This is a genomic window from Thermoleptolyngbya sp. M55_K2018_002 (assembly GCF_015295965.1).
GTDB lineage: Bacteria > Cyanobacteriota > Cyanobacteriia > Elainellales > Elainellaceae > Thermoleptolyngbya > Thermoleptolyngbya sichuanensis.
The window spans coordinates 1-17,503 of the sequence record NZ_DVEA01000312.1; the positions used below are offsets into that span (position 1 = coordinate 1).

The 17,503-nt window shown below is 56.9% G+C and carries 15 protein-coding genes; 7 read left to right on the plus strand and 8 right to left on the minus strand.

The window, feature by feature from the left end:
- Positions 1-867: FAD-binding oxidoreductase (locus tag IGS51_RS15950; RefSeq protein ID WP_297079714.1), on the minus strand; the 867-nt coding region annotated here is incomplete at its 3' end.
- 635 nt (positions 868-1,502) lie between these two features.
- On the opposite strand from IGS51_RS15950, the gene IGS51_RS15955 reads away from it, so the two are divergent.
- Entirely contained in the window at positions 1,503-3,635 is a 2,133-nt protein-coding gene (locus tag IGS51_RS15955) for a GAF domain-containing protein (protein ID WP_297079716.1), read from the plus strand.
- A 101-nt stretch (positions 3,636-3,736) separates the two neighbouring features.
- Here the strand turns inward: IGS51_RS15955 and IGS51_RS15960 are convergent, their stop codons facing one another.
- The 3 genes from IGS51_RS15960 to pyrH all read right to left on the minus strand — a co-directional run bounded on the left by IGS51_RS15960 (position 3,737) and on the right by pyrH (position 6,296).
- Positions 3,737-4,864, minus strand: a complete 1,128-nt coding sequence (locus IGS51_RS15960) for a geranylgeranyl reductase family protein (RefSeq protein ID WP_297079718.1) — start codon at positions 4,862-4,864, stop codon at positions 3,737-3,739.
- Between the two features lie 168 nt (positions 4,865-5,032).
- The gene (gene frr / locus IGS51_RS15965; protein WP_172358127.1) at positions 5,033-5,581 is read right to left on the minus strand and encodes a ribosome recycling factor; all 549 of its coding nucleotides are present in this window, start codon (positions 5,579-5,581) and stop codon (positions 5,033-5,035) included.
- Positions 5,568-6,296 (minus strand): UMP kinase, encoded by a 729-nt coding sequence (pyrH, locus tag IGS51_RS15970; RefSeq protein ID WP_172359061.1) that lies wholly within the window; start codon positions 6,294-6,296, stop codon positions 5,568-5,570. Before pyrH ends, frr begins: the two co-directional genes overlap by 14 nt.
- A 254-nt stretch (positions 6,297-6,550) precedes the next feature.
- Between pyrH and IGS51_RS15975 the strand changes: the two genes are divergently transcribed.
- Entirely contained in the window at positions 6,551-7,042 is a 492-nt protein-coding gene (locus IGS51_RS15975; RefSeq protein WP_068509417.1) for a glutathione peroxidase, read from the plus strand.
- 87 nt (positions 7,043-7,129) lie between these two features.
- Here the strand turns inward: IGS51_RS15975 and IGS51_RS15980 are convergent, their stop codons facing one another.
- Positions 7,130-7,681, minus strand: coding sequence for a thioredoxin family protein (locus IGS51_RS15980; protein ID WP_297079721.1), 552 nt, complete (start codon positions 7,679-7,681; stop codon positions 7,130-7,132).
- Positions 7,682-7,929: 248 nt separating this feature from the next.
- Here IGS51_RS15980 and IGS51_RS15985 point away from each other — a divergent pair, with 248 nt between their 5' ends.
- From IGS51_RS15985 to ctpC, 3 genes are all read left to right on the plus strand, one after another.
- A complete protein-coding gene (locus tag IGS51_RS15985; protein WP_297079723.1) occupies positions 7,930-8,724 on the plus strand; it encodes a glutathione S-transferase family protein in 795 nt (264 codons plus the stop codon).
- A gap of 280 nt (positions 8,725-9,004) precedes the next feature.
- Positions 9,005-10,234, plus strand: a complete 1,230-nt coding sequence (gene ispG, locus IGS51_RS15990; protein WP_297079725.1) for a (E)-4-hydroxy-3-methylbut-2-enyl-diphosphate synthase — start codon at positions 9,005-9,007, stop codon at positions 10,232-10,234.
- 262 nt (positions 10,235-10,496) lie between these two features.
- On the plus strand, positions 10,497-11,786 hold the full coding sequence (gene ctpC, locus IGS51_RS15995) for a carboxyl-terminal processing protease CtpC (protein WP_297079727.1): 1,290 nt from the start codon (positions 10,497-10,499) through the stop codon (positions 11,784-11,786).
- A gap of 75 nt (positions 11,787-11,861) precedes the next feature.
- On the opposite strand, the gene IGS51_RS16000 is transcribed toward ctpC, so the two are convergent.
- The 3 genes from IGS51_RS16000 to mraY form a co-directional block, all read right to left on the minus strand.
- Positions 11,862-12,107, minus strand: coding sequence for a hypothetical protein (locus tag IGS51_RS16000; RefSeq protein WP_297079728.1), 246 nt, complete (start codon positions 12,105-12,107; stop codon positions 11,862-11,864).
- 205 nt (positions 12,108-12,312) lie between these two features.
- Positions 12,313-12,465, minus strand: coding sequence for an isochorismate synthase (locus IGS51_RS16005; RefSeq protein ID WP_068509430.1), 153 nt, complete (start codon positions 12,463-12,465; stop codon positions 12,313-12,315).
- A 163-nt stretch (positions 12,466-12,628) separates the two neighbouring features.
- Entirely contained in the window at positions 12,629-13,729 is a 1,101-nt protein-coding gene (gene mraY / locus IGS51_RS16010) for a phospho-N-acetylmuramoyl-pentapeptide-transferase (RefSeq protein WP_297079759.1), read from the minus strand.
- Between the two features lie 564 nt (positions 13,730-14,293).
- Here mraY and IGS51_RS16015 point away from each other — a divergent pair.
- Entirely contained in the window at positions 14,294-16,222 is a 1,929-nt protein-coding gene (locus tag IGS51_RS16015) for a Ycf66 family protein (RefSeq protein ID WP_297079731.1), read from the plus strand.
- Positions 16,223-16,277: 55 nt separating this feature from the next.
- Complete coding sequence (locus IGS51_RS16020) at positions 16,278-17,303, plus strand: ABC transporter permease (protein ID WP_297079733.1); 1,026 nt, start codon at positions 16,278-16,280, stop codon at positions 17,301-17,303.
- Positions 17,304-17,503 lie beyond the last annotated feature (200 nt).

The following is a 17,503-nucleotide window of genomic DNA, read 5'->3' on the forward strand; positions in this document are numbered from 1 at the left end:
GGGGGTTTCGGTTTTCCAGCCCTGAGCAGCGAGTTCGGCGGCGGTGAGGGGGCGCGTGGTAATGATATTGGAAACGACGGGCAGCAGGCGGCCAGACATGGCCGGGTGGAGGGGGTCTTCGGTGTAGCCGTTGGTCGCGATAATGACTCGCCGGGCCCGCAGGGTTCCCCCTGGCGTGTGCAGCCGATGTCCATGTCCGTCTGTTTCCCAGTGCTGAACGGGGCTATGGGCGTAGACCGCAACGGGTTGCTGCTGGAGGGCGATCGCCAGTCCCCGGCTATATTTCATCGGATTTAGCCCAAAGCCTACGCCGACATGCAGCGCCCCATGTGCTTCGGGGCTATGGTAGGCCCGTTCGGTCAGTTCCTTGGGCGACCAGAGATGGCAGGGATAGCCCGCAATCTCGCTAAAAAATTCATAGGCCGCTTCGAGCGATCGCCATCGGTTGGGGCGATGGGCCACTTCGATCTCGCCGTCCCCCTGCGCGTCTAGGTCAATGCCTTCCTCCTGGGCAATCTGGCGCACTAGCTCCGTGCCCTCGCGCTGCTGCCGAAAAAATCGCCCCACCTCCTCGCGCCCAAACTGGTTCAGCAGGGCTTCCGGGTCGAGCCAGGTTGCCCCAACACAGCAAAAGCCGCCATTCCGCCCCGACGCGCCCCAGGCTGGTATTCCCGCCTCTAGCACGCACGCCTCCACGCCCGCCCGCGCCAGGTGCAGCGCTGCCGAAAGTCCCGTGATGCCGCCGCCGATAATCGCCACATCACAAGTGCGATCGCCCGCCAGCGCCGACCCTTCCACCGGGTCTACCGTGGTTTCCCAAAAGCTGCCGACAGGACGAGTGCGATCGTAGAGGAACGGGGTATACATAAAATAACGGAGATAACGGCGTGACGGGGTGAGGTGACAGCAGTGACGGCGGTGACAGCGGTGACGGCGGTGACGGCGGTGACAGCGGTGACAGCGGTAACACAGGCAACAGGAGCAGCAAGGTAACAGAGTGCCGGGGTTGATTGAGCCTTATTCCCAGCCTTATTCCCACGCCCCAATTCCCCAAAAGCGTCCCTCCAAAAAACCTGCTATTCTTGTGGATGCTAACCCAGACCATTGTATTCGTGTGTTCCTGGCAAACTGAGTGTCGGCTGCGGGGTTCCGATGAAAACTCTGTATCGAGCATTACGAAACTGTCTGGGAGCGCCCCATCTGAGGGACGCTAGCTTGAGATTCATCGGCACTTTGCCATGCAAGCCATCTGAACACTATTCGATTTGGGAGCGCGGCGCTCCCGTGTCAACTCACCTGCGTAATTACCGAAGTCTGATGAGTGTTGGCTACTACGGTAGGGTTTCCGGATTTTGGGCATATCTGCTTTGCTGGACGATCGGCTGCAACGATGTCATGTGCTGAGGAGAGTCCGTGTAGTGAGTCAAGGGAATTTGCCTCAGAATTCGCAGCCTTCAGTTTCAGCACGTCTAGCCAACAAGCATCCCCAAGGATACGCAGAGTTGGAGGCGGCGCTGGAGCAGGTTGAGCAGTTGCTGGCGCGACTGTCGCTAGAGCGTGTTATTGAGGAGGAGGAGAATCGGCAGGAGGATCAGGGCGATCGCCCCTCCCGTGATCCATCCCGTAATTCGTCCAGTGCGAAGTCTACTGGCGACCCATCTTCCGATCCCAAATCTCCTCGTACCAGCTCCTCTAGCTCTGATCAATCCGCCAGGTCATCTGCTCAGTCTCCTGCGCCAGACACCTCTCAGGATACAGGACTGACCGATGCGCTGTTGCAGATTCGTGCCAATTTATCGCGAGTGCTAGATAGCTACGATCATCAGGTTGAGCAAATTCAGCAGCAGTCGGCCCAGTCGCACTCGGTTGCCAGCATTACCCAGCGAATTCGTCAGTCGCTTGATCCGGGCGAAATTTTGAACAGTACGGTGATCGAGGTGCGACAAGCGCTCCAGGCAGACCGGGTGGTGATTCACAGCTTTGAGGACGATGCCGGGTCGGTGATTGTGGCAGAGTCGGTGGCTGCCCCGTGGCGATCGCTGCTGGGAGAGCGGGTTAGTCAGGCGATCGCCGAACAGCGAATTGCCTACTTTCGCCAGGGCCACTACCGGATTGTGGATGACATCGAAACAGGCGACTATTCGCCGGAACTGCTGGAACTCTTTCGGCAGCAGCAGACGCGGGCGGTGTTGGTCGCGCCGATCCTGCGGGATGACCAGCTTTTGGGGCTACTGTCGGTGCATCAATGTTCTGGCATCCGCCACTGGCAGCCCCACGAGGTGGATTTGCTGCGCTATCTCAGCGAACAGGTGGCGATCGCCCTCCAGCAGTCGCGCCTCTACCAGCAAGCCCAGCAGTTGAATGCTGACCTAGAGCAGCAAATCGTGCGCCGCGCCGAGCAGATGGAGCGCGTGCTGAAATACGAATCCATGCTCAAGCGCATTACCGACAAGGTGCGCGACAGCCTCGACGAAAGCCAGATCTTGCAGGCGGCTGTGCAGGAGCTAACGCTGGTGCTGGGGCTGGCGGGCTGCAACTCGGCGCTGTACGACCTAGAGGAAGGCACGTCCACCATCCGCTACGAATATACCCACTCGATTCCCACCTTCTACGGCCGTGTGGCCCAGATGGACGACTCGCCGGATATCTACCACCAGCTAAAGCAGGGGCTATATTTCCAGTTTTGCTCGCTCTATCCAAACCCGCAGCGAGGCCGCGTCGCCATGCTGGCCTGCCCCATTTTCGTCGATGCCAACTCGTCCGAGGGCATGGAGCAGGCCGTGCTGGGCGACCTCTGGCTGATTCACCGCAAGGAGTACGTGTTTAACGAGTTCGAGATTCGCATGGTGCAGCAGGTGGCCAACCAGTGTGCGATCGCCATCCGCCAGGCCCGGCTCTATCAGGCAGCCCAGGCCCAGGTGACAGAACTGGAGCGGCTCAACCAACTCAAAGACCAATTCCTCAGCACCGTCTCCCACGAACTCCGCACCCCCATCGCCAACGTCAAAATGGCGATCCACATGCTGAAAACCGCCCCCAGCGAAGAAAAGCAAAAACAGTATCTCAGCATCCTAGAAAGCGAACTGGCGCGAGAGGAAGAACTCATCAACGACCTGCTGGACTTGCAGCGACTAGAAGAATCCGTCTTTCCCATCACCGTCGAGCGCATCGACCTGCCCAACTGGCTGCCCGCCCTGGTGGAACCCTTCCGCACTCGCATCGCCAACTCCCAGCAAACCCTCGAAGTCTCCTGCGCCGAAGATTTGCCGCCGCTGGTGACCGACCCGACCATCCTGCGGCGCATTCTGGCGGAGCTACTGAACAACGCCTGCAAGTATACGCCCAAGGGGCTGAGCATTTCGCTAGATGTATCGCTCCATCCGCCCACCGAGGAGAACGGGTTCACAGCCTACACCATCTTCCGACTCCAGAATCAGGCCGAAATTCCCAATGCCGACCTGCCCCATATCTTTGAAAAGTTCTATCGCGTCTTGCAAGTCGATCGCTACAAGCACGGCGGCACCGGGCTGGGGCTGGCGCTGGTGCAAAAGCTGGTGGAGCAACTGAGCGGCACGATCAGCGCTGACAGCGCCGACGGCTGGACGAGCTTTACGGTCAAAATTCCGTCTCGCTAGCAGAGCACGGCTGAGCAAACTCTCGTTGAGAGTGAGGGTTGAGAGTGAGAATTTCGCAGTGGAGAATTTCGCAGTGAAGAATTTTGCCCGTCGAGTCGGCTCTACATTCCTGGGATCAGTCCGGCACTGAGGCGTTGAATAGCGCGGTTGGCCACATCGCGATAGCCCAGCTTGCCGCAGAGAATTTGCCCCATCCGCTCCGTGGCAGAGGGCCGCTTGATCCCCAGCCGATAGCCCAGGCTGGGAGCCGTGTAGAAAGCATTGGCCAGCCGTTTTGCCCAGATCATTTCCTGACCCCACTCTTGCTGAATGGTGTGGGTATAGCCTTCGAGCGCGTCCAGGTCGCCGCTCAGCGCCGCATGAATTGCCTCCGCCGCCTTCACGCCCGTAAAGATCGAAGGGCGAATCCCTTCGGCTGTCATGGGATCAACCACGCAGGCGGCTTCGCCAGCCAGCAGCGCGTTTTGAGTATGCAAGGTCTGGTCGCCATCCCACAGGCATAGGGGATGCCCGTGCTGCTCGGTGGTTGCAAAATCGACGTTAAACAGCTTGGAATATTCCGTCAGGATGCGCTTGAAGTCTTGCGCTTTGCCACCGCGAAAGGTGCCAATGCCAATAGAATAGCCGTCTGCCTTGGGAAAGTTCCAGATGTAGCCGTTTTTGACCATGCCAAACTCGAAGTGGATGGTCTGGTCATCGGCAATGGGCTGACGGGCCTCCGCCTCCAGCGCACCGCCCAGCTTCCGCTTGCGATCGCCAAATCCCAGCCACTTTGCCATGAAGCCCTTTGCTCCGTCAGCGGCGATTAGATAGGTTCCTAGAAACGGGCCCTGGGCGGTGTTGACCTGCCAGCCGTTGCCTCGCCATTCAATACCCGATACGGCGGTACGATCTTTGAGCATTGCGCCCTGTTCCTGCGCTTTTTTGACCAGGAAATGGTCGAACACGTCGCGCCGCACCATCCAGATCGGCTCTAGGTTTTCAAGCTGAGCCACCACTGGATCGTCCATGTTCCAGGTGTAGCGGAGGGTGTTGACCTTGAGCGAGATCGCCGGGCCAAAGTCAAAATCAAACCATTCGGCCACTTGGGGCGATACGCCGCCGCCGCAGGGTTTATAGCGGGGCAGGGATTCCTTTTCTAAAAGCAGCACCGAGCGATCGCGCTTTGCCAGGTGATAGGCAGCACTTGCGCCCGCAGGCCCAGCGCCCACGATGATGCAGTCATACATGAACAGGTCACTCCTGAACGCGGGTCACAAACTCAAGGATCAAACGCAGATCAAACCCAGATCACGGCTGAGCGCAATGCCAAAAGCTCGACCCAACCTCGACGCACCGCTCAGAACCCTGATGCAAGCCGGATGCGAGCCGGATGCAAATCTAACGTAAATCTAACGCTAGACCGTCGTGATATCGGTTTCCTTTTCTTTGAGCAGTGCGTCGATTTTGGCCACGTACTTATCGGTCAGCTTTTGGATGCTGTCTTGCAAATCCAGCGCGGTGTCTTTGGGCAAGTCGCCGTCTTTTTCTTGCTTGCGAACGCTGTCTACCGCATCGCGGCGGATGTTGCGGAGGGCAACTTTGCCTTCTTCGGCGTATTTGGCGGCGATTTTTACCAATTCTTTGCGGCGATCGCTCGTCAGGGGCGGAATATTCAGCCGCACCACGGAACCATCGTTGTTCGGCGTTAGCCCCACATCAGACATCTGAATCGCCTTTTCGATCAGGTTCAGCGTGTTCCGGTCATAGGGCTGGATCAAGATGGTGCTGGCATCGGGCGTGCTGATGTTGGCCAGAGACTTCAGTGGCGTGGGCGTACCGTAGTATTCCACCTGCACCTTGTCGAGAATGCTCGCATTTGCCCGTCCTGTGCGGATGGTGTTAAACGACCGCTGAGTGGCCTCAATGGTCTTCTGCATATTGCCTTCAATTTCAGCTAATTCCACAAGAGCCTCCAACAAGTGTGCCAATGGGTTCACCCATCAAGGCGCGGCGAATGTTGCCTTCAACCGCCAGGTTAAACACCATGATAGGGATATTGTTATCTTTGCACAGGGCGATCGCCGTTCCATCCATCACCCGCAGGTCTTTTTCCAGCGCATAGCTGTAGGTCAGCGTTTGGAACCTGCGGGCATCGGGATTCACCTTCGGGTCAGCGTCGTAAATGCCATCTACTTTTGTCGCCTTGAACACGACCTCTGCGCTAATTTCTGCTGCCCGCAGCGCCGCCGTCGTGTCCGTCGTAAAGAAAGGATTACCCGACCCCGCACCAAAAATTACCACTCGCCCCTTTTCTAAATGGCGAATGGCGCGGCGGCGAATATACGGCTCTGCCACTTCCTGCATCTCGATCGCCGTTAGCACGCGAGTTTGCACGCCCTTTCGCTCCAGCGAGTCTTGCAGCGTCATGGCGTTCATCACGGTGGCAATCATGCCGATGTAATCCGCCGTTGCCCGATCCATCCCCGCCGCTGCGCCCTTGATGCCGCGAAAAATATTGCCGCCGCCCACCACGACCGCAACTTCTACGCCCGTATTCACCACATCTTTAATCTCTGCACAAATTGCATCTACCACTGCCGGGTCAATCCCATAGGAGAGATCGCCCATCAGTGCCTCGCCGCTGAGCTTTAGCAAAACCCGCCGATACGTATTCCCCATAGGTCGTGACAATTCTCTAGAACTTTAAAATTGTTTCCAACCCAAGATAGCAGTAGACCGGAAAAATCCGTCAGCGCCAAGCGGCCGGTTTGCCACTGGCTCCAGCAGACAGATAGGCATCGCAAAAGGGCATCACAAAAGGGCATCGCAAAAGGGCATCGCAAAAGCCGCAAACCCTGCATTCCACCCCAGGGATTTCGCTAAAATTGTTAAGTAATGTTTCAGAGTCCTCGGATTAATCCTGAGCTAACACTATGACTGCCGCTTCCGCCTCTATCTACGACTTTTCAGCCACCAGCATCGACGGCAAGCCCGTATCGCTCGATGCGTTCAAAGACAAGGTGCTGTTGATTGTGAACACGGCCAGCCAGTGCGGCTTTACGCCCCAATATCAGGGGCTTCAGTCCCTCTACAGCAAATACGCCGATCGGGGTCTGGTGGTGCTGGGCTTCCCGTGCAATCAGTTTGGACAGCAGGAACCGGGAACAGCAGATCAAATCCAGGCGTTTTGCGAAACCCGGTTTGGGGTGTCGTTCCCGCTATTCCAAAAAGTAGACGTGAACGGCAGCAACGCCCATCCTCTGTTTCAATACCTGACGAAATCTGCCCCCGGTATCTTTGGCACGGAGGCGATTAAGTGGAATTTCACCAAGTTCCTGGTCGATCGCCAGGGCAACGTCGTGAAGCGCTATCCGCCCACCACCAAACCAGAAGATCTGGAGGCTGATATTCAAGCATTGCTGTAGCGCGGTCCCCAATTTCCTAATAATGATCGGCTAAATAATGATCGGCTAAGGCAAACGATCGGCCACGGCCGGCCCGGGATGTTCTCGCTATCCTTCTGTCGGCTGTCGCCATTTTACGGAGCAACCGATGGTGTGCGTATGGGGGTCGGCGATCGCAGTGCCGGAGAGAATGCTGGCGATCGCTTCCCTCAAATAAGCCTTCTGCACCCCGTCGGGATTCTGCGGGCTATCGTCGATCGCCCCGTTATACCGAAGAATCCCTTCGCTATCCAGCAGGTAAATCTCCGGCGTGCGTTCTGCGCCAAAGGCTTCCGCCACCTCCTGCGTCACGTCGCGCAGGTAGGGAAAGTTAATCGCCTGCTCGATGGCAAAAGACTTCATCTTGTCGAAACTATCGTCGGGGTAGCGCGTGTCGTCGTTGGGATTGATGCCGATCAACGTCACGCCCTGCCCCTGAAAGTCGTCCTGAATTTGCTTGAGGCGATCAATATACAGCCGCACATAGGGGCAGTGGTTGCACATAAAAACCACGCAAACCGCCCGATGGGATTCAAGATACCGAGCGAGATGATGCACCTCGCTATCTACACCGGGCAGTTCAAAGTCGGGCGCGTAGCTACCAATCGCGGTTCCAGTCATACAGCAAGGAAATTTGCAGAGAAAATTTGCAGGAGACACTAGCCATCATACGCGAATCCTTCAGGGACGCTCATTTGCAAGATGGCCGATTATTTGCCGATGATTTGCAGCCTACTTGCTTTGTAGAGCCGACAGACTCAGGGTATGGTGACTAGGGGCAATCGGAACCACTCGACAACCCAGTTCCCTACCGCACCCCATTCACACAATCAACCATTTCTCCGCCCTACTCACCGAGGACGCAGGCCATGCTAGAGCTTTATCAATTTGAGCTATCCCACTACTGCGAAAAGATTCGGCTAATTTTGGACTATAAGGGCTTGCCCTATCGCAAGGTGGAAGTGACCCCTGGTGTCGGCCAGCTTGACCTGTTTCGGATGTCCGGACAGCGCCAGGTGCCTGTGCTGAAAGACGGCTCCACAGTGATTGCCGACTCCACCGAAATTGCCGAGTATCTGGAAAAGACCTATCCCGATCGCCCGATCATTCCCACCGATCCCAAACAGCGCGGGCTGTGTTTGTTAATGGAGCAGTGGGCCGACGAATCCATTGGGCTAAATGCCCGCAAATGCATGATTGGCGCACTGGGTAAAGACCAGAGCTTCCGCCAGTCGTTTCTCCCGAACACGATTCCTGATTTTATAAAAACGGTCGTTAGCTCTATGCCCAATGAGCTATTCAGCGTGCTGGAACTGGGCGTGGGACTGACCCCGGATGCCATCAAAGAAGCCGAAGCATCCATGAAGCGGGATCTGGCGGCGCTCTGCTTTATCTTGCTCGATCAGCCTTACCTGATCACCGACCATCCCACCCTGGCAGATTTTGCTGTGGCGGGGCTGACGATGTACGTCAAGTTTCCCGATGGCGACTACCTGGATATTCCCCAACCGCTGAAGGGCAAAGGCGTTCCGGGCATCGCCGATGTGGGCACGTTTGCGCCGTTTTTTGAATGGCGCGATCGCCTTTACACCGACTTCCGCAAAACCGGAACCCCCAGCACCAGCAGTAGCGCCAACCGCCCCACCTCAATTCAGATTGACTAGACGTTAGGGATCAGGGGTCAGGCTTCAGGTTCGACCCCGATCATCCCCTGACACCAAATCCCTGATCTCCATAACCTGTCCATAACCGCCAAACGTGCCCCGTTTATGGCACTCTGGAACGTAGAGCATTGTTGTAGAGCATTATTTAGTAACGCTCTGAGTGGCTATTAGTAACGCTCCAAGTGGCTCTCATGCTGTCTCGTAGCCGCAGCTTTGGCTTTTCGGATACTCTATCGCCCATCTCGTATTCCATCGCCCATCTCTACTCACACCCAAGGGTATGCAAACGCTTCCTAATCCTGTCAACGCGCCCATTGCTCCGTCCGCCCCTGCTGATGCCAACGTAGGCATTGTGCGCCGCAAAACGCGCCCGGTTCCGGTGGGCGACATCACCATCGGCGGCGACTATCCCGTGGCGGTGCAGTCGATGATTAACGAAGACACGCTGGATATCGAGGGTTCCGTTGCGGCAATTCGGCGGCTGCACGAGATTGGCTGCGAAATTGTGCGGGTGACCGTGCCCAGCATGGCCCACGCCAAGGCGATGGAGGAAATCCGCGATCGCCTCTACAAGTCCTACAAGCCCGTGCCGCTGGTGGCCGATGTGCATCACAACGGCATGAAAATTGCCCTAGAAGTGGCAAACTATGTGGACAACGTGCGGATTAATCCGGGGCTGTATGTGTTTGAAAAGCCCAAGAGCGATCGCACGGAATACACTAGCGCCGAATTTACTGAAATTGGCGAAAAGATCCGCGAAACCCTGGAGCCACTGGTTGTCAAGCTGCGCGACCAAAACAAGTCCATGCGGATTGGCGTGAATCACGGCTCTTTGGCAGAGCGGATGCTATTCACCTACGGCGACACGCCCGAAGGCATGGTCGAGTCGGCGCTGGAGTTCATCCGCATTTGCGAATCGCTGGATTTCTACAATATTGAACTATCGCTGAAAGCCTCTCGCGTACCCGTGATGATTGCCGCCAACCGCCTGATGGTGAAGCGCATGGACGAGCTAGGCATGGACTATCCGCTGCATCTGGGGGTGACGGAAGCGGGCGACGGCGAGTACGGCCGCATCAAGTCCACCGCAGGCATCGGCACGCTGCTGGCCGAGGGCATCGGCGACACAATCCGCGTCTCGCTAACGGAAGCCCCGGAGAAGGAGATTCCGGTTTGCTACGGCATCTTGCAGGCGCTAGGGCTGCGGCGGACGATGGTGGAATATGTTGCCTGCCCGTCTTGTGGACGCACCTTGTTCAACCTGGAAGAGGTGCTGGCCAAGGTTCGCGCTGCTACACATCACTTGACCGGGTTGAATATCGCCGTGATGGGGTGCATCGTCAACGGGCCGGGCGAAATGGCCGATGCCGACTATGGCTATGTGGGCAAGCAGGCAGGCTACATTTCGCTGTATCGGGGACGTGAAGAAATTAAGCGCGTTCCGGAAGATCAGGGTGTGCAGGAGTTAATTAACTTAATCAAGGCAGATGGACGCTGGGTTGAGCCGTAGGGTCTAGAGAGCGATCGCCCTCGTTCTACCCTGGACATCCCAGCCAACGTCGGTGTTGCTCAGTGCCTCACTCCGATTGGACGAACTTTGACACGCGAACTTTGACACGCGAACTTTGACACGCGAACTTTGACACAGGGATTTTCTCGTCAATGCTTCTGTTGCCAATGCTTCTGTGCTTCTGTAATGATTAAGCAGACCGACCCAAGATGCCTGTGCTAGATTGTGCATACCCTCGTCGTGACCTTCTCCTCCTATCGCTATGGATATTACAAAACGCGGACTCGTTTTGGGCAGCACGGCATTTGCTGTCGCAGCAATGACCGTTACCGGGGCGGGGATGCACCTGTCCAAAGGGCAAGCGTTCTTCCAGGAAAGCCCGAAGGAGCTAATTGACGAGGTTTGGCAACTGATCAATCGCACCTACGTCGATGCCACGTTTAACCAGGTTGATTGGCAGTCTGTCCGACAGGAGTATTTAGGGCGAAACTACACAAACCGCGAAGAAGCCTACACCGCCATCCGCGAAATGCTGGAGCTATTGGGTGATCCCTACACGCGGTTTATGAACCCGGCTGAGTTTCGGGATATGCAGGTGGATACGTCGGGCGAACTGACGGGAGTCGGCATCCAGCTTTCCCAAGACGAAGAAACCAAGGAACTGGTGGTTGTTGCGCCGATTGAAGATACGCCTGCGTCTCAAGCTGGCATTCTGGCGCGAGATGTCATTACCAAAATCAACGATCAGACGACTGAGGGCATGGATGTGAACCAAGCCGTGTCCTTGATTCGTGGCCCGGTCGGCACTGAGGTTACGCTCACCATTCGTCGGGGCGATCAGGAGCTAGAGTTCAAGCTGCGACGGGCCCGGATCGAGCTACATCCAGTTAGGTACTCTCTGCAAGACTCCTCGCTGGGCAAGGTCGGCTACATCCGCCTCAACCAGTTCAGCGCCAACGCCTCAGAAGAAATGAAAGAGGCAATTCAGGATCTAGAGCGACAGCAGGCAACGGGCTACGTGCTAGACCTGCGCTCCAATCCAGGCGGGCTGCTCTACGCCAGCATCGACATTGCCCGCATGTGGCTCAATGAAGGCGTGATTGTGTCCACCGTAGATCGCCAAGGCATTGCAGAACAGGAGCGGGCCAACGGCAGCGCCCTGACAGATAAGCCGCTCGTGGTGCTGGTGGATGGCGGTTCGGCTAGCGCCAGCGAGATCTTGTCGGGTGCGCTGCAAGACAATGGTCGTGCGGTGCTGGTGGGAACGCAGACGTTTGGCAAGGGGCTGGTGCAGTCGGTGCGGGGGCTGGGCGATGGCTCTGGGCTTGCGGTGACGGTTGCCAAATATCTGACCCCAAGCGGGCGCGATATTAACAAGCAGGGGATCGAACCCAACGTGCTGGTCGAGTTGACGGACGAACAGCGGGAAACCCTCAGCCAAAACCGGGATCAAATCGGTACGCTGGCTGATCCGCAATATGCGCGGGCACTGGAGGCCCTGCGGCAGGAAATTGCGGCCCATCGGCAGCGCCGAGCCGAATCGCTTCCCTAGTGCGACGCTTTGCGATCCAAACTAGTTCAACTACTCGATCCAGCGATCCATTCGATCTGACTGATCTGACTATTTTTAGCGCGGCAGGCATTTTCCAGCACGAATCAGCCCCACCCGACGGGCGATCGCCTCGCTTTGGGACGCAAACGGCCCCCACTGCTGGATTTCGGTATCTTCTGCGCTCTGCGACGGACTAGCAAGTTCTGGGTTCAGATCAGCCGCAGCCACGATATCGCAGTGGCCTTCGGGCTGCTTGACGATGTACCAGTCGGTAGGAGCATTGGTTGATCCATTCGTCGCTTCGTGGGTCGATGCATTCATAGGGGCGATGGCTTTTGGGGTAGAGCAAAATGCAGGGAAGGGCGATCGCAGGCGATCGCTTCCTGGCGCTTCAATCCTAGCAGCGTCCCTACAAAAATCCCCCCTTCGCCAATAGCAGCATAGAGGGGGGATTTTTTAATCAGCCAACCGATTGGTTAGCCAACCGAATTCGTTCAGAAATGACAGCCGACAAATAACTTAGCGGCTATTTAGTAGACTCTACACGCTCAGACAGCGGATCACCTTCGTAAGGCTGCACGCCCGTTTTGGGATATTCGTCTCGGTCAGGGCTGAAAATCTCCGATGCTCCTTCGGTAAGGAATTGAATCGCCTGTCCAATGACCTTAAAAAGATTCATAACGCTGGCCTCAGCAACGAGTGAACGAGGAGCGAGTCATCTGGATAGAGCGGAAATCGAAAGGAACTATAAACTATCCTTAACTTGCTCCACTTCAATCATAGGAAATCCAAGGCTTTTTTTGTTGCGTTCGCTACCATTCTTTACAGGAAGCGCAAAAGCCTTAGCCCTGAAACAGCGACAGGCAAACTAGAACCAGCAGCACGCCAATTAGATAGAATCGCCCCACCACCTGAGTTTCTGACCAGCCCGTCAGTTCCAGATGATGATGCAGCGGAGCCATCTTGAAGAGGCGCTTGCCAATGCCGTTTTCATCCTTCGTGGCTTTGTAGTATCCGACCTGGGCAATGACGGACAACGTTTCGACCAGGAAGATACCGCTTAGAATTAGCAGGCCAAAGAGCGACTGGCTGACAATCGCCGCAGCCGCCAGCGCTCCGCCCAGCGCTAGGGAACCCGTATCGCCCATGAACACGCGGGCGGGATTATGGTTGTGTACTAAAAAGCCCAAGTAGCTGCCGCCCATCGCCGCACAGAAAACGGCTAGCTCAGGGTGAGCGGGGGCAACGAGCGCTGCCAGACCAAGCAGGGCGATCGCCCCTGTGCCCCCCGCTAGCCCGTCCAGCCCGTCGGTCAGGTTGGTGGCGTTGCTCTCGGCCACTAGCACAAACCACGACACCAGCCAGAACAGCGCCCCCAGCGGTAGCGCCAGTCCAAAGGGCAGCAGCACCGTGGTCATACCTGGAAACGAGTGGCTAAAAGCCCAGAGGCAGAACAGCCCCCCAAAGCCGATTTGCAGCGCCAGCTTCGTGCGGGGAGAAATGCCTTTATTCGACTTGCGGCGGAGGATTTGCCAGTCATCCAGCCAGCCAATAAATCCGTAAGCAAGGGTCAAGCCCGAAACCGCCAACACGGTCGGGTGAAACCCGGAGAGCAGCAGGGCGATCGCCACGCCGACGGGAACAACGAAAATGCCGCCCATCGTCGGAGTACCCGCCTTTTTCAGGTGCGCTTGGGGGCCATCCTCGCGAATCACCTGACCCGCTTTCCAGGCGCGGAGTTGCGGCACGGCCGCATAGCCCAACGCTCCGACCCCCGCCGCAGACAAGGTAAAGGGCAACGTCAGACTAGCTGCTTGCCAGGGCGATCGCCCCGCAGCCACATCCAGCGCCGCCATCAGACAGACCAGAATCGCGGATAACGTCAGGAGCAAGGTGCGCCCTGTTACTGAAATTGACCGACCTGGAGAAATTTTTGCATCCACAGTTTGCGCCTTCACTCCTCACCACAGCCTCTCCTCGCTGCTCAAACCCTCAAAACCTGGACTCAGAAGCCAAGGCGACCTAGTGTCGCCTAGAAACTGCCGAAACGTTTCGAGAACTTGAACCCCAGAAGAGTTATCTAATTCTGGATTACTCAGCTTAATGCTTAAAGCACGATTTGAGCCAAAAATCTAGAAGCTGATATCAAACTTCAAACTCAAACCCGACGAATCCAGAAATCGTAAGCAAACGTCACACCACAAATAATACAGACGGGCAGGCTTTTTTCCACCCTTCATTCGGAAATTTACATTAGTTTACGGCGATCGCGCGTCATTTGAGTCACACATTTGAAAAATAAGCCTTAAAAATGAGCCTGGGAAATTAAGCTCGAAAAATTCAGCCCAAAGAAATCGTCCGAGTCGCACGAGAACCCAGGCTGAGCAGAAAACAGAAAGACCGGCGGTTTAGAAAGCGCGTGGCTCCAGCCCAGAGAATCCGAATCTCGCACAGGTTCCAATCTCACGCAAAATATAGAAGTAGTCCTCAAACAGGAGGCAAAAACAATGTCCCACATTTTGGCGCTAGTCGTCGCCCTGGGCAGCTTTGGGCTGTATATGTCGGCGTTTTTTCTGCCAGAGGTCTACCGCAAAAACGACTTTATCTGGAGCGGCGTGGGCATGTTCTATGCCCTAGTGCTGTGGGTGTGCGCGGGTCGCATCACGGGCGGCGTGCTGCTAGGACAGATGGCCAGCGTCGCCCTGCTGGGCTGGATGGGCTGGCAGTTGATTGAATCGCGGCGACTGCTTACACCCTACGACCAGCAAACGCGGTTGCCCGGATCATCGCGCAACTTGGGCGATTTGCTAAAGCTGGCAGCCGAGGAACTGCCGGGCCGCCTCCAGACCCAGTTCAAGGCTTTGCCGCAGCAAGCATCGGGCTGGATGAGCCAGGTGACGAGTCGTGTCGGCAAATCACCCAAGCTGGCGGGCAACCCCGTGCGATCGCTCCCCAAAGCCAGCCCCAAAGCCAGCCCCAAAGCCGTCCCACCCCAGCCCGCGCCTGTCGATGCGTCCAGCGATCCCGCTGCGCTCGCTACCCCGGCCGCTGCCAGAACTCGACAACCTCGCCCCCCCGCCAAAGCCACTCCTGCGGCCGCTGCCCCCAGCGTCACACCAACTATGCCTGGGGAATCGCCGACCCCATCCGTCGAAGGGGCTGAGCCGCCAGACCAAGCCGCTTCATCGACCGCTCTGCCTACAGCGCCGGAGGCAGCACCAGCCGTATCTGATCCCCTCGCTCCTGCTCCATCGACCGTCCCATCGACTATCCCATCGACCGCTCCATCGACCGCCATCGCTGCATCCGATCCTGCATCCGATGCTGAACCTGGGAGGACTCTGGAACGGGTCACTGCTGACGAAACCTCGGAGCCAGCAGCGTGGGTAGAACTGGCTACAGACGCAACAGACTCGACAAACTCGGCTTCTCCAGACGCATTCCGGCCCGCGACCGAGGACTCGTTTACGCTGGACGAGGTGCTAGTAGAGCTAGCGACCGGGGAAATGTCGGGGGAGATGTCGGGCGAAATGTCTGTTGACGTGCCTGCCGATCGCAGCCCTCCTGATACCCCTATTCCCTTCTCGGCTGCACCCGAAGCGCTGGTTGAGCGGCAGCCAGCGCCGTTTGAACTGGAGCCTGATGCGCGAGCCACGCAGCCCAGTTCTCCAGCGCCTCTGCCAGATTCACCAGATTCAGGTCTATCAGATCCATCAGATTTATCTAATGTTCGGGCTAACGTGCAGCCTGACGTGCGGACTGATTTGCGGACTGATTTGCGGACTGATTTGCGGACTGATGTACAGCCTGAAAACTCTCAGGCCGAGAATCAGCCCCAGCCTCAGATTCAGGACTTGATTGAATCCGCCGATGGGTTATTCGAGTTGGCAACGGAGCCTGAATCTGGTTCGTCGCGTCTGGATGCGCCCGTGGAGGAAGTGCCTATGGAGGAAGTGCCTATGGAGGAATTGTTGGATGCGCCGCGATCGCTCGATGTACAGCCGCTGCCTGCTCAGCCCGAAGACGCAGCCTGGGAGTTTGACTGGGAACTGCCATCACTAGACTCGCCGAGGTCAGGCTCTCCAGCGCCGGATTTGCCAGCGCCGGATTTGCCAGCGCCAAACCTGCAAGACTCAGATTTGCAAAACTGGACAAACGAGACTGGGGCGATCGCCCAAAACTGGCAGGACGAATTTGACGACGACTTCAGTGGCGACTTTGACCCCGAACCGGAAAATGCTGGGGAAAATGCGGTAATTGTCTCCATTGAGCGTCTTGATTTATCGCCAGCGCTGGCAGACCCCATCGAGCAGCGACCCAACGAAGCAGCGGCTATTTCCCACGCCAACGCTGCCGAAACAACCGAGGATCTGGAACCCGCAAAATCAGAACCGTCCTTTGCAGATGAAGACCCCGATGACGATTTGCTGATATAAAGATATCTCGCTATCCCGCCTCTATTCCCAGCCCAACCTGAACCTCCGATTCTGCATGTCCCGTTCCTCCGCCCTCCGCACCTACGTCCTCTCGCGCCTGCTGCTGGCTCCGCTGATGCTGCTCACCATCACGACGCTGGTGTTTCTGTTGCTGCGGGCTACACCCGGCGACCCGGTGGACGCAATCCTGGGGGCACGGGCACCGGACGAGGTGAAGGAAGCCATGCGAACCCGACTGGGGCTAAACGACCCGCTCTGGCTGCAATACGTGAACTATTTGGGGAGTCTGCTGCGGCTGGATCTGGGCACCTCGCTGACCACGCAGGGGCAACCTGTCTGGCAGATAATCCAGCAGCATTTTCCCGCCACGGTAGAGCTAACCGTATGCAGCATGGTGGTTTCGGCGCTGGTGGGAATTGCCATTGGGTCGCTGGCCGCGTCGCGCCCCAACTCTCCGCTGGATGCGGGCGGGCGGCTCTTTGGCATCCTCACCTACGCGGTGCCGATGTACTGGTTTGGGATGCTGCTGCAATTGCTGTTTGCAGTGCAGTTGCGCTGGTTTCCCATTGGCACGCGCTTTCCGCTGGCAGCGACCCCGCCGCCGCGCATCACGGGGCTATACCTGTTCGACAGTTTGCTAGAGGGAAATCTGGGACACTTCTTCACCACGATTTATTACCTGACGCTGCCCAGCCTGACGCTGGGGATCTTGCTCAGTGGCGTGTTTGAGCGGATCGTGCGGGTCAACCTGAAGCAGACGCTGCGGTCGGATTATGTCGAGGCGGCGCGGGCGCGGGGTGTGCCAGAAGTGCGAATCGTTACAGCACACGCGCTCAAAAATGCCATGATTCCTGTGATCACGGTGTTGGGGCTGATGGTGGCCTCGCTGCTGGGCGGCGCAATCCTGACGGAGGTGACCTTTTCCTGGCCGGGGCTGGCAAATCGGCTCTACCAAGCGATTGAATTTCGGGATTATCCCGTCGTGCAGGGAATTATGGTGTTTTTTGGGGTGATTGTGGCGATCGCCTCCATCCTGATCGACATCTTCAATGCCTGGGTCGATCCGCGCATTCGATATTGATGAATTGATGATTGATGAATTGATGATTGATGCAAATTGCTCCGAACGGTATTGAGCCAAACGACTCAATCGAATCCAACCGACGGTCTAATATCAAAAAATGTATCAAAAGGTACGGAATGCGCCCTGTGCATGGTAAAGCGATGATTCCCGCATGGCGCTTCTCCGTTCGCCAAAGACAGACGATACACTGACGAAAA

Bases quoted from the DNA above. Each gene is read 5' to 3' on its own strand.
- IGS51_RS15960 (WP_297079718.1), bottom strand. From the start codon at position 4,864: ATGTATGACTGCATCATCGTGGGCGCTGGGCCTGCGGGCGCAAGTGCT.
- pyrH (WP_172359061.1), bottom strand. From the start codon at position 6,296: ATGGGGAATACGTATCGGCGGGTTTTGCTAAAGCTCAGCGGCGAGGCA.
- IGS51_RS15975 (WP_068509417.1), top strand. From the start codon at position 6,551: ATGACTGCCGCTTCCGCCTCTATCTACGACTTTTCAGCCACCAGCATC.
- IGS51_RS15980 (WP_297079721.1), bottom strand. From the start codon at position 7,681: ATGACTGGAACCGCGATTGGTAGCTACGCGCCCGACTTTGAACTGCCC.
- IGS51_RS15985 (WP_297079723.1), top strand. From the start codon at position 7,930: ATGCTAGAGCTTTATCAATTTGAGCTATCCCACTACTGCGAAAAGATT.
- ispG (WP_297079725.1), top strand. From the start codon at position 9,005: ATGCAAACGCTTCCTAATCCTGTCAACGCGCCCATTGCTCCGTCCGCC.
- ctpC (WP_297079727.1), top strand. From the start codon at position 10,497: ATGGATATTACAAAACGCGGACTCGTTTTGGGCAGCACGGCATTTGCT.
- IGS51_RS16000 (WP_297079728.1), bottom strand. From the start codon at position 12,107: ATGAATGCATCGACCCACGAAGCGACGAATGGATCAACCAATGCTCCT.
- IGS51_RS16005 (WP_068509430.1), bottom strand. From the start codon at position 12,465: ATGAATCTTTTTAAGGTCATTGGACAGGCGATTCAATTCCTTACCGAA.
- IGS51_RS16015 (WP_297079731.1), top strand. From the start codon at position 14,294: ATGTCCCACATTTTGGCGCTAGTCGTCGCCCTGGGCAGCTTTGGGCTG.
- IGS51_RS16020 (WP_297079733.1), top strand. From the start codon at position 16,278: ATGTCCCGTTCCTCCGCCCTCCGCACCTACGTCCTCTCGCGCCTGCTG.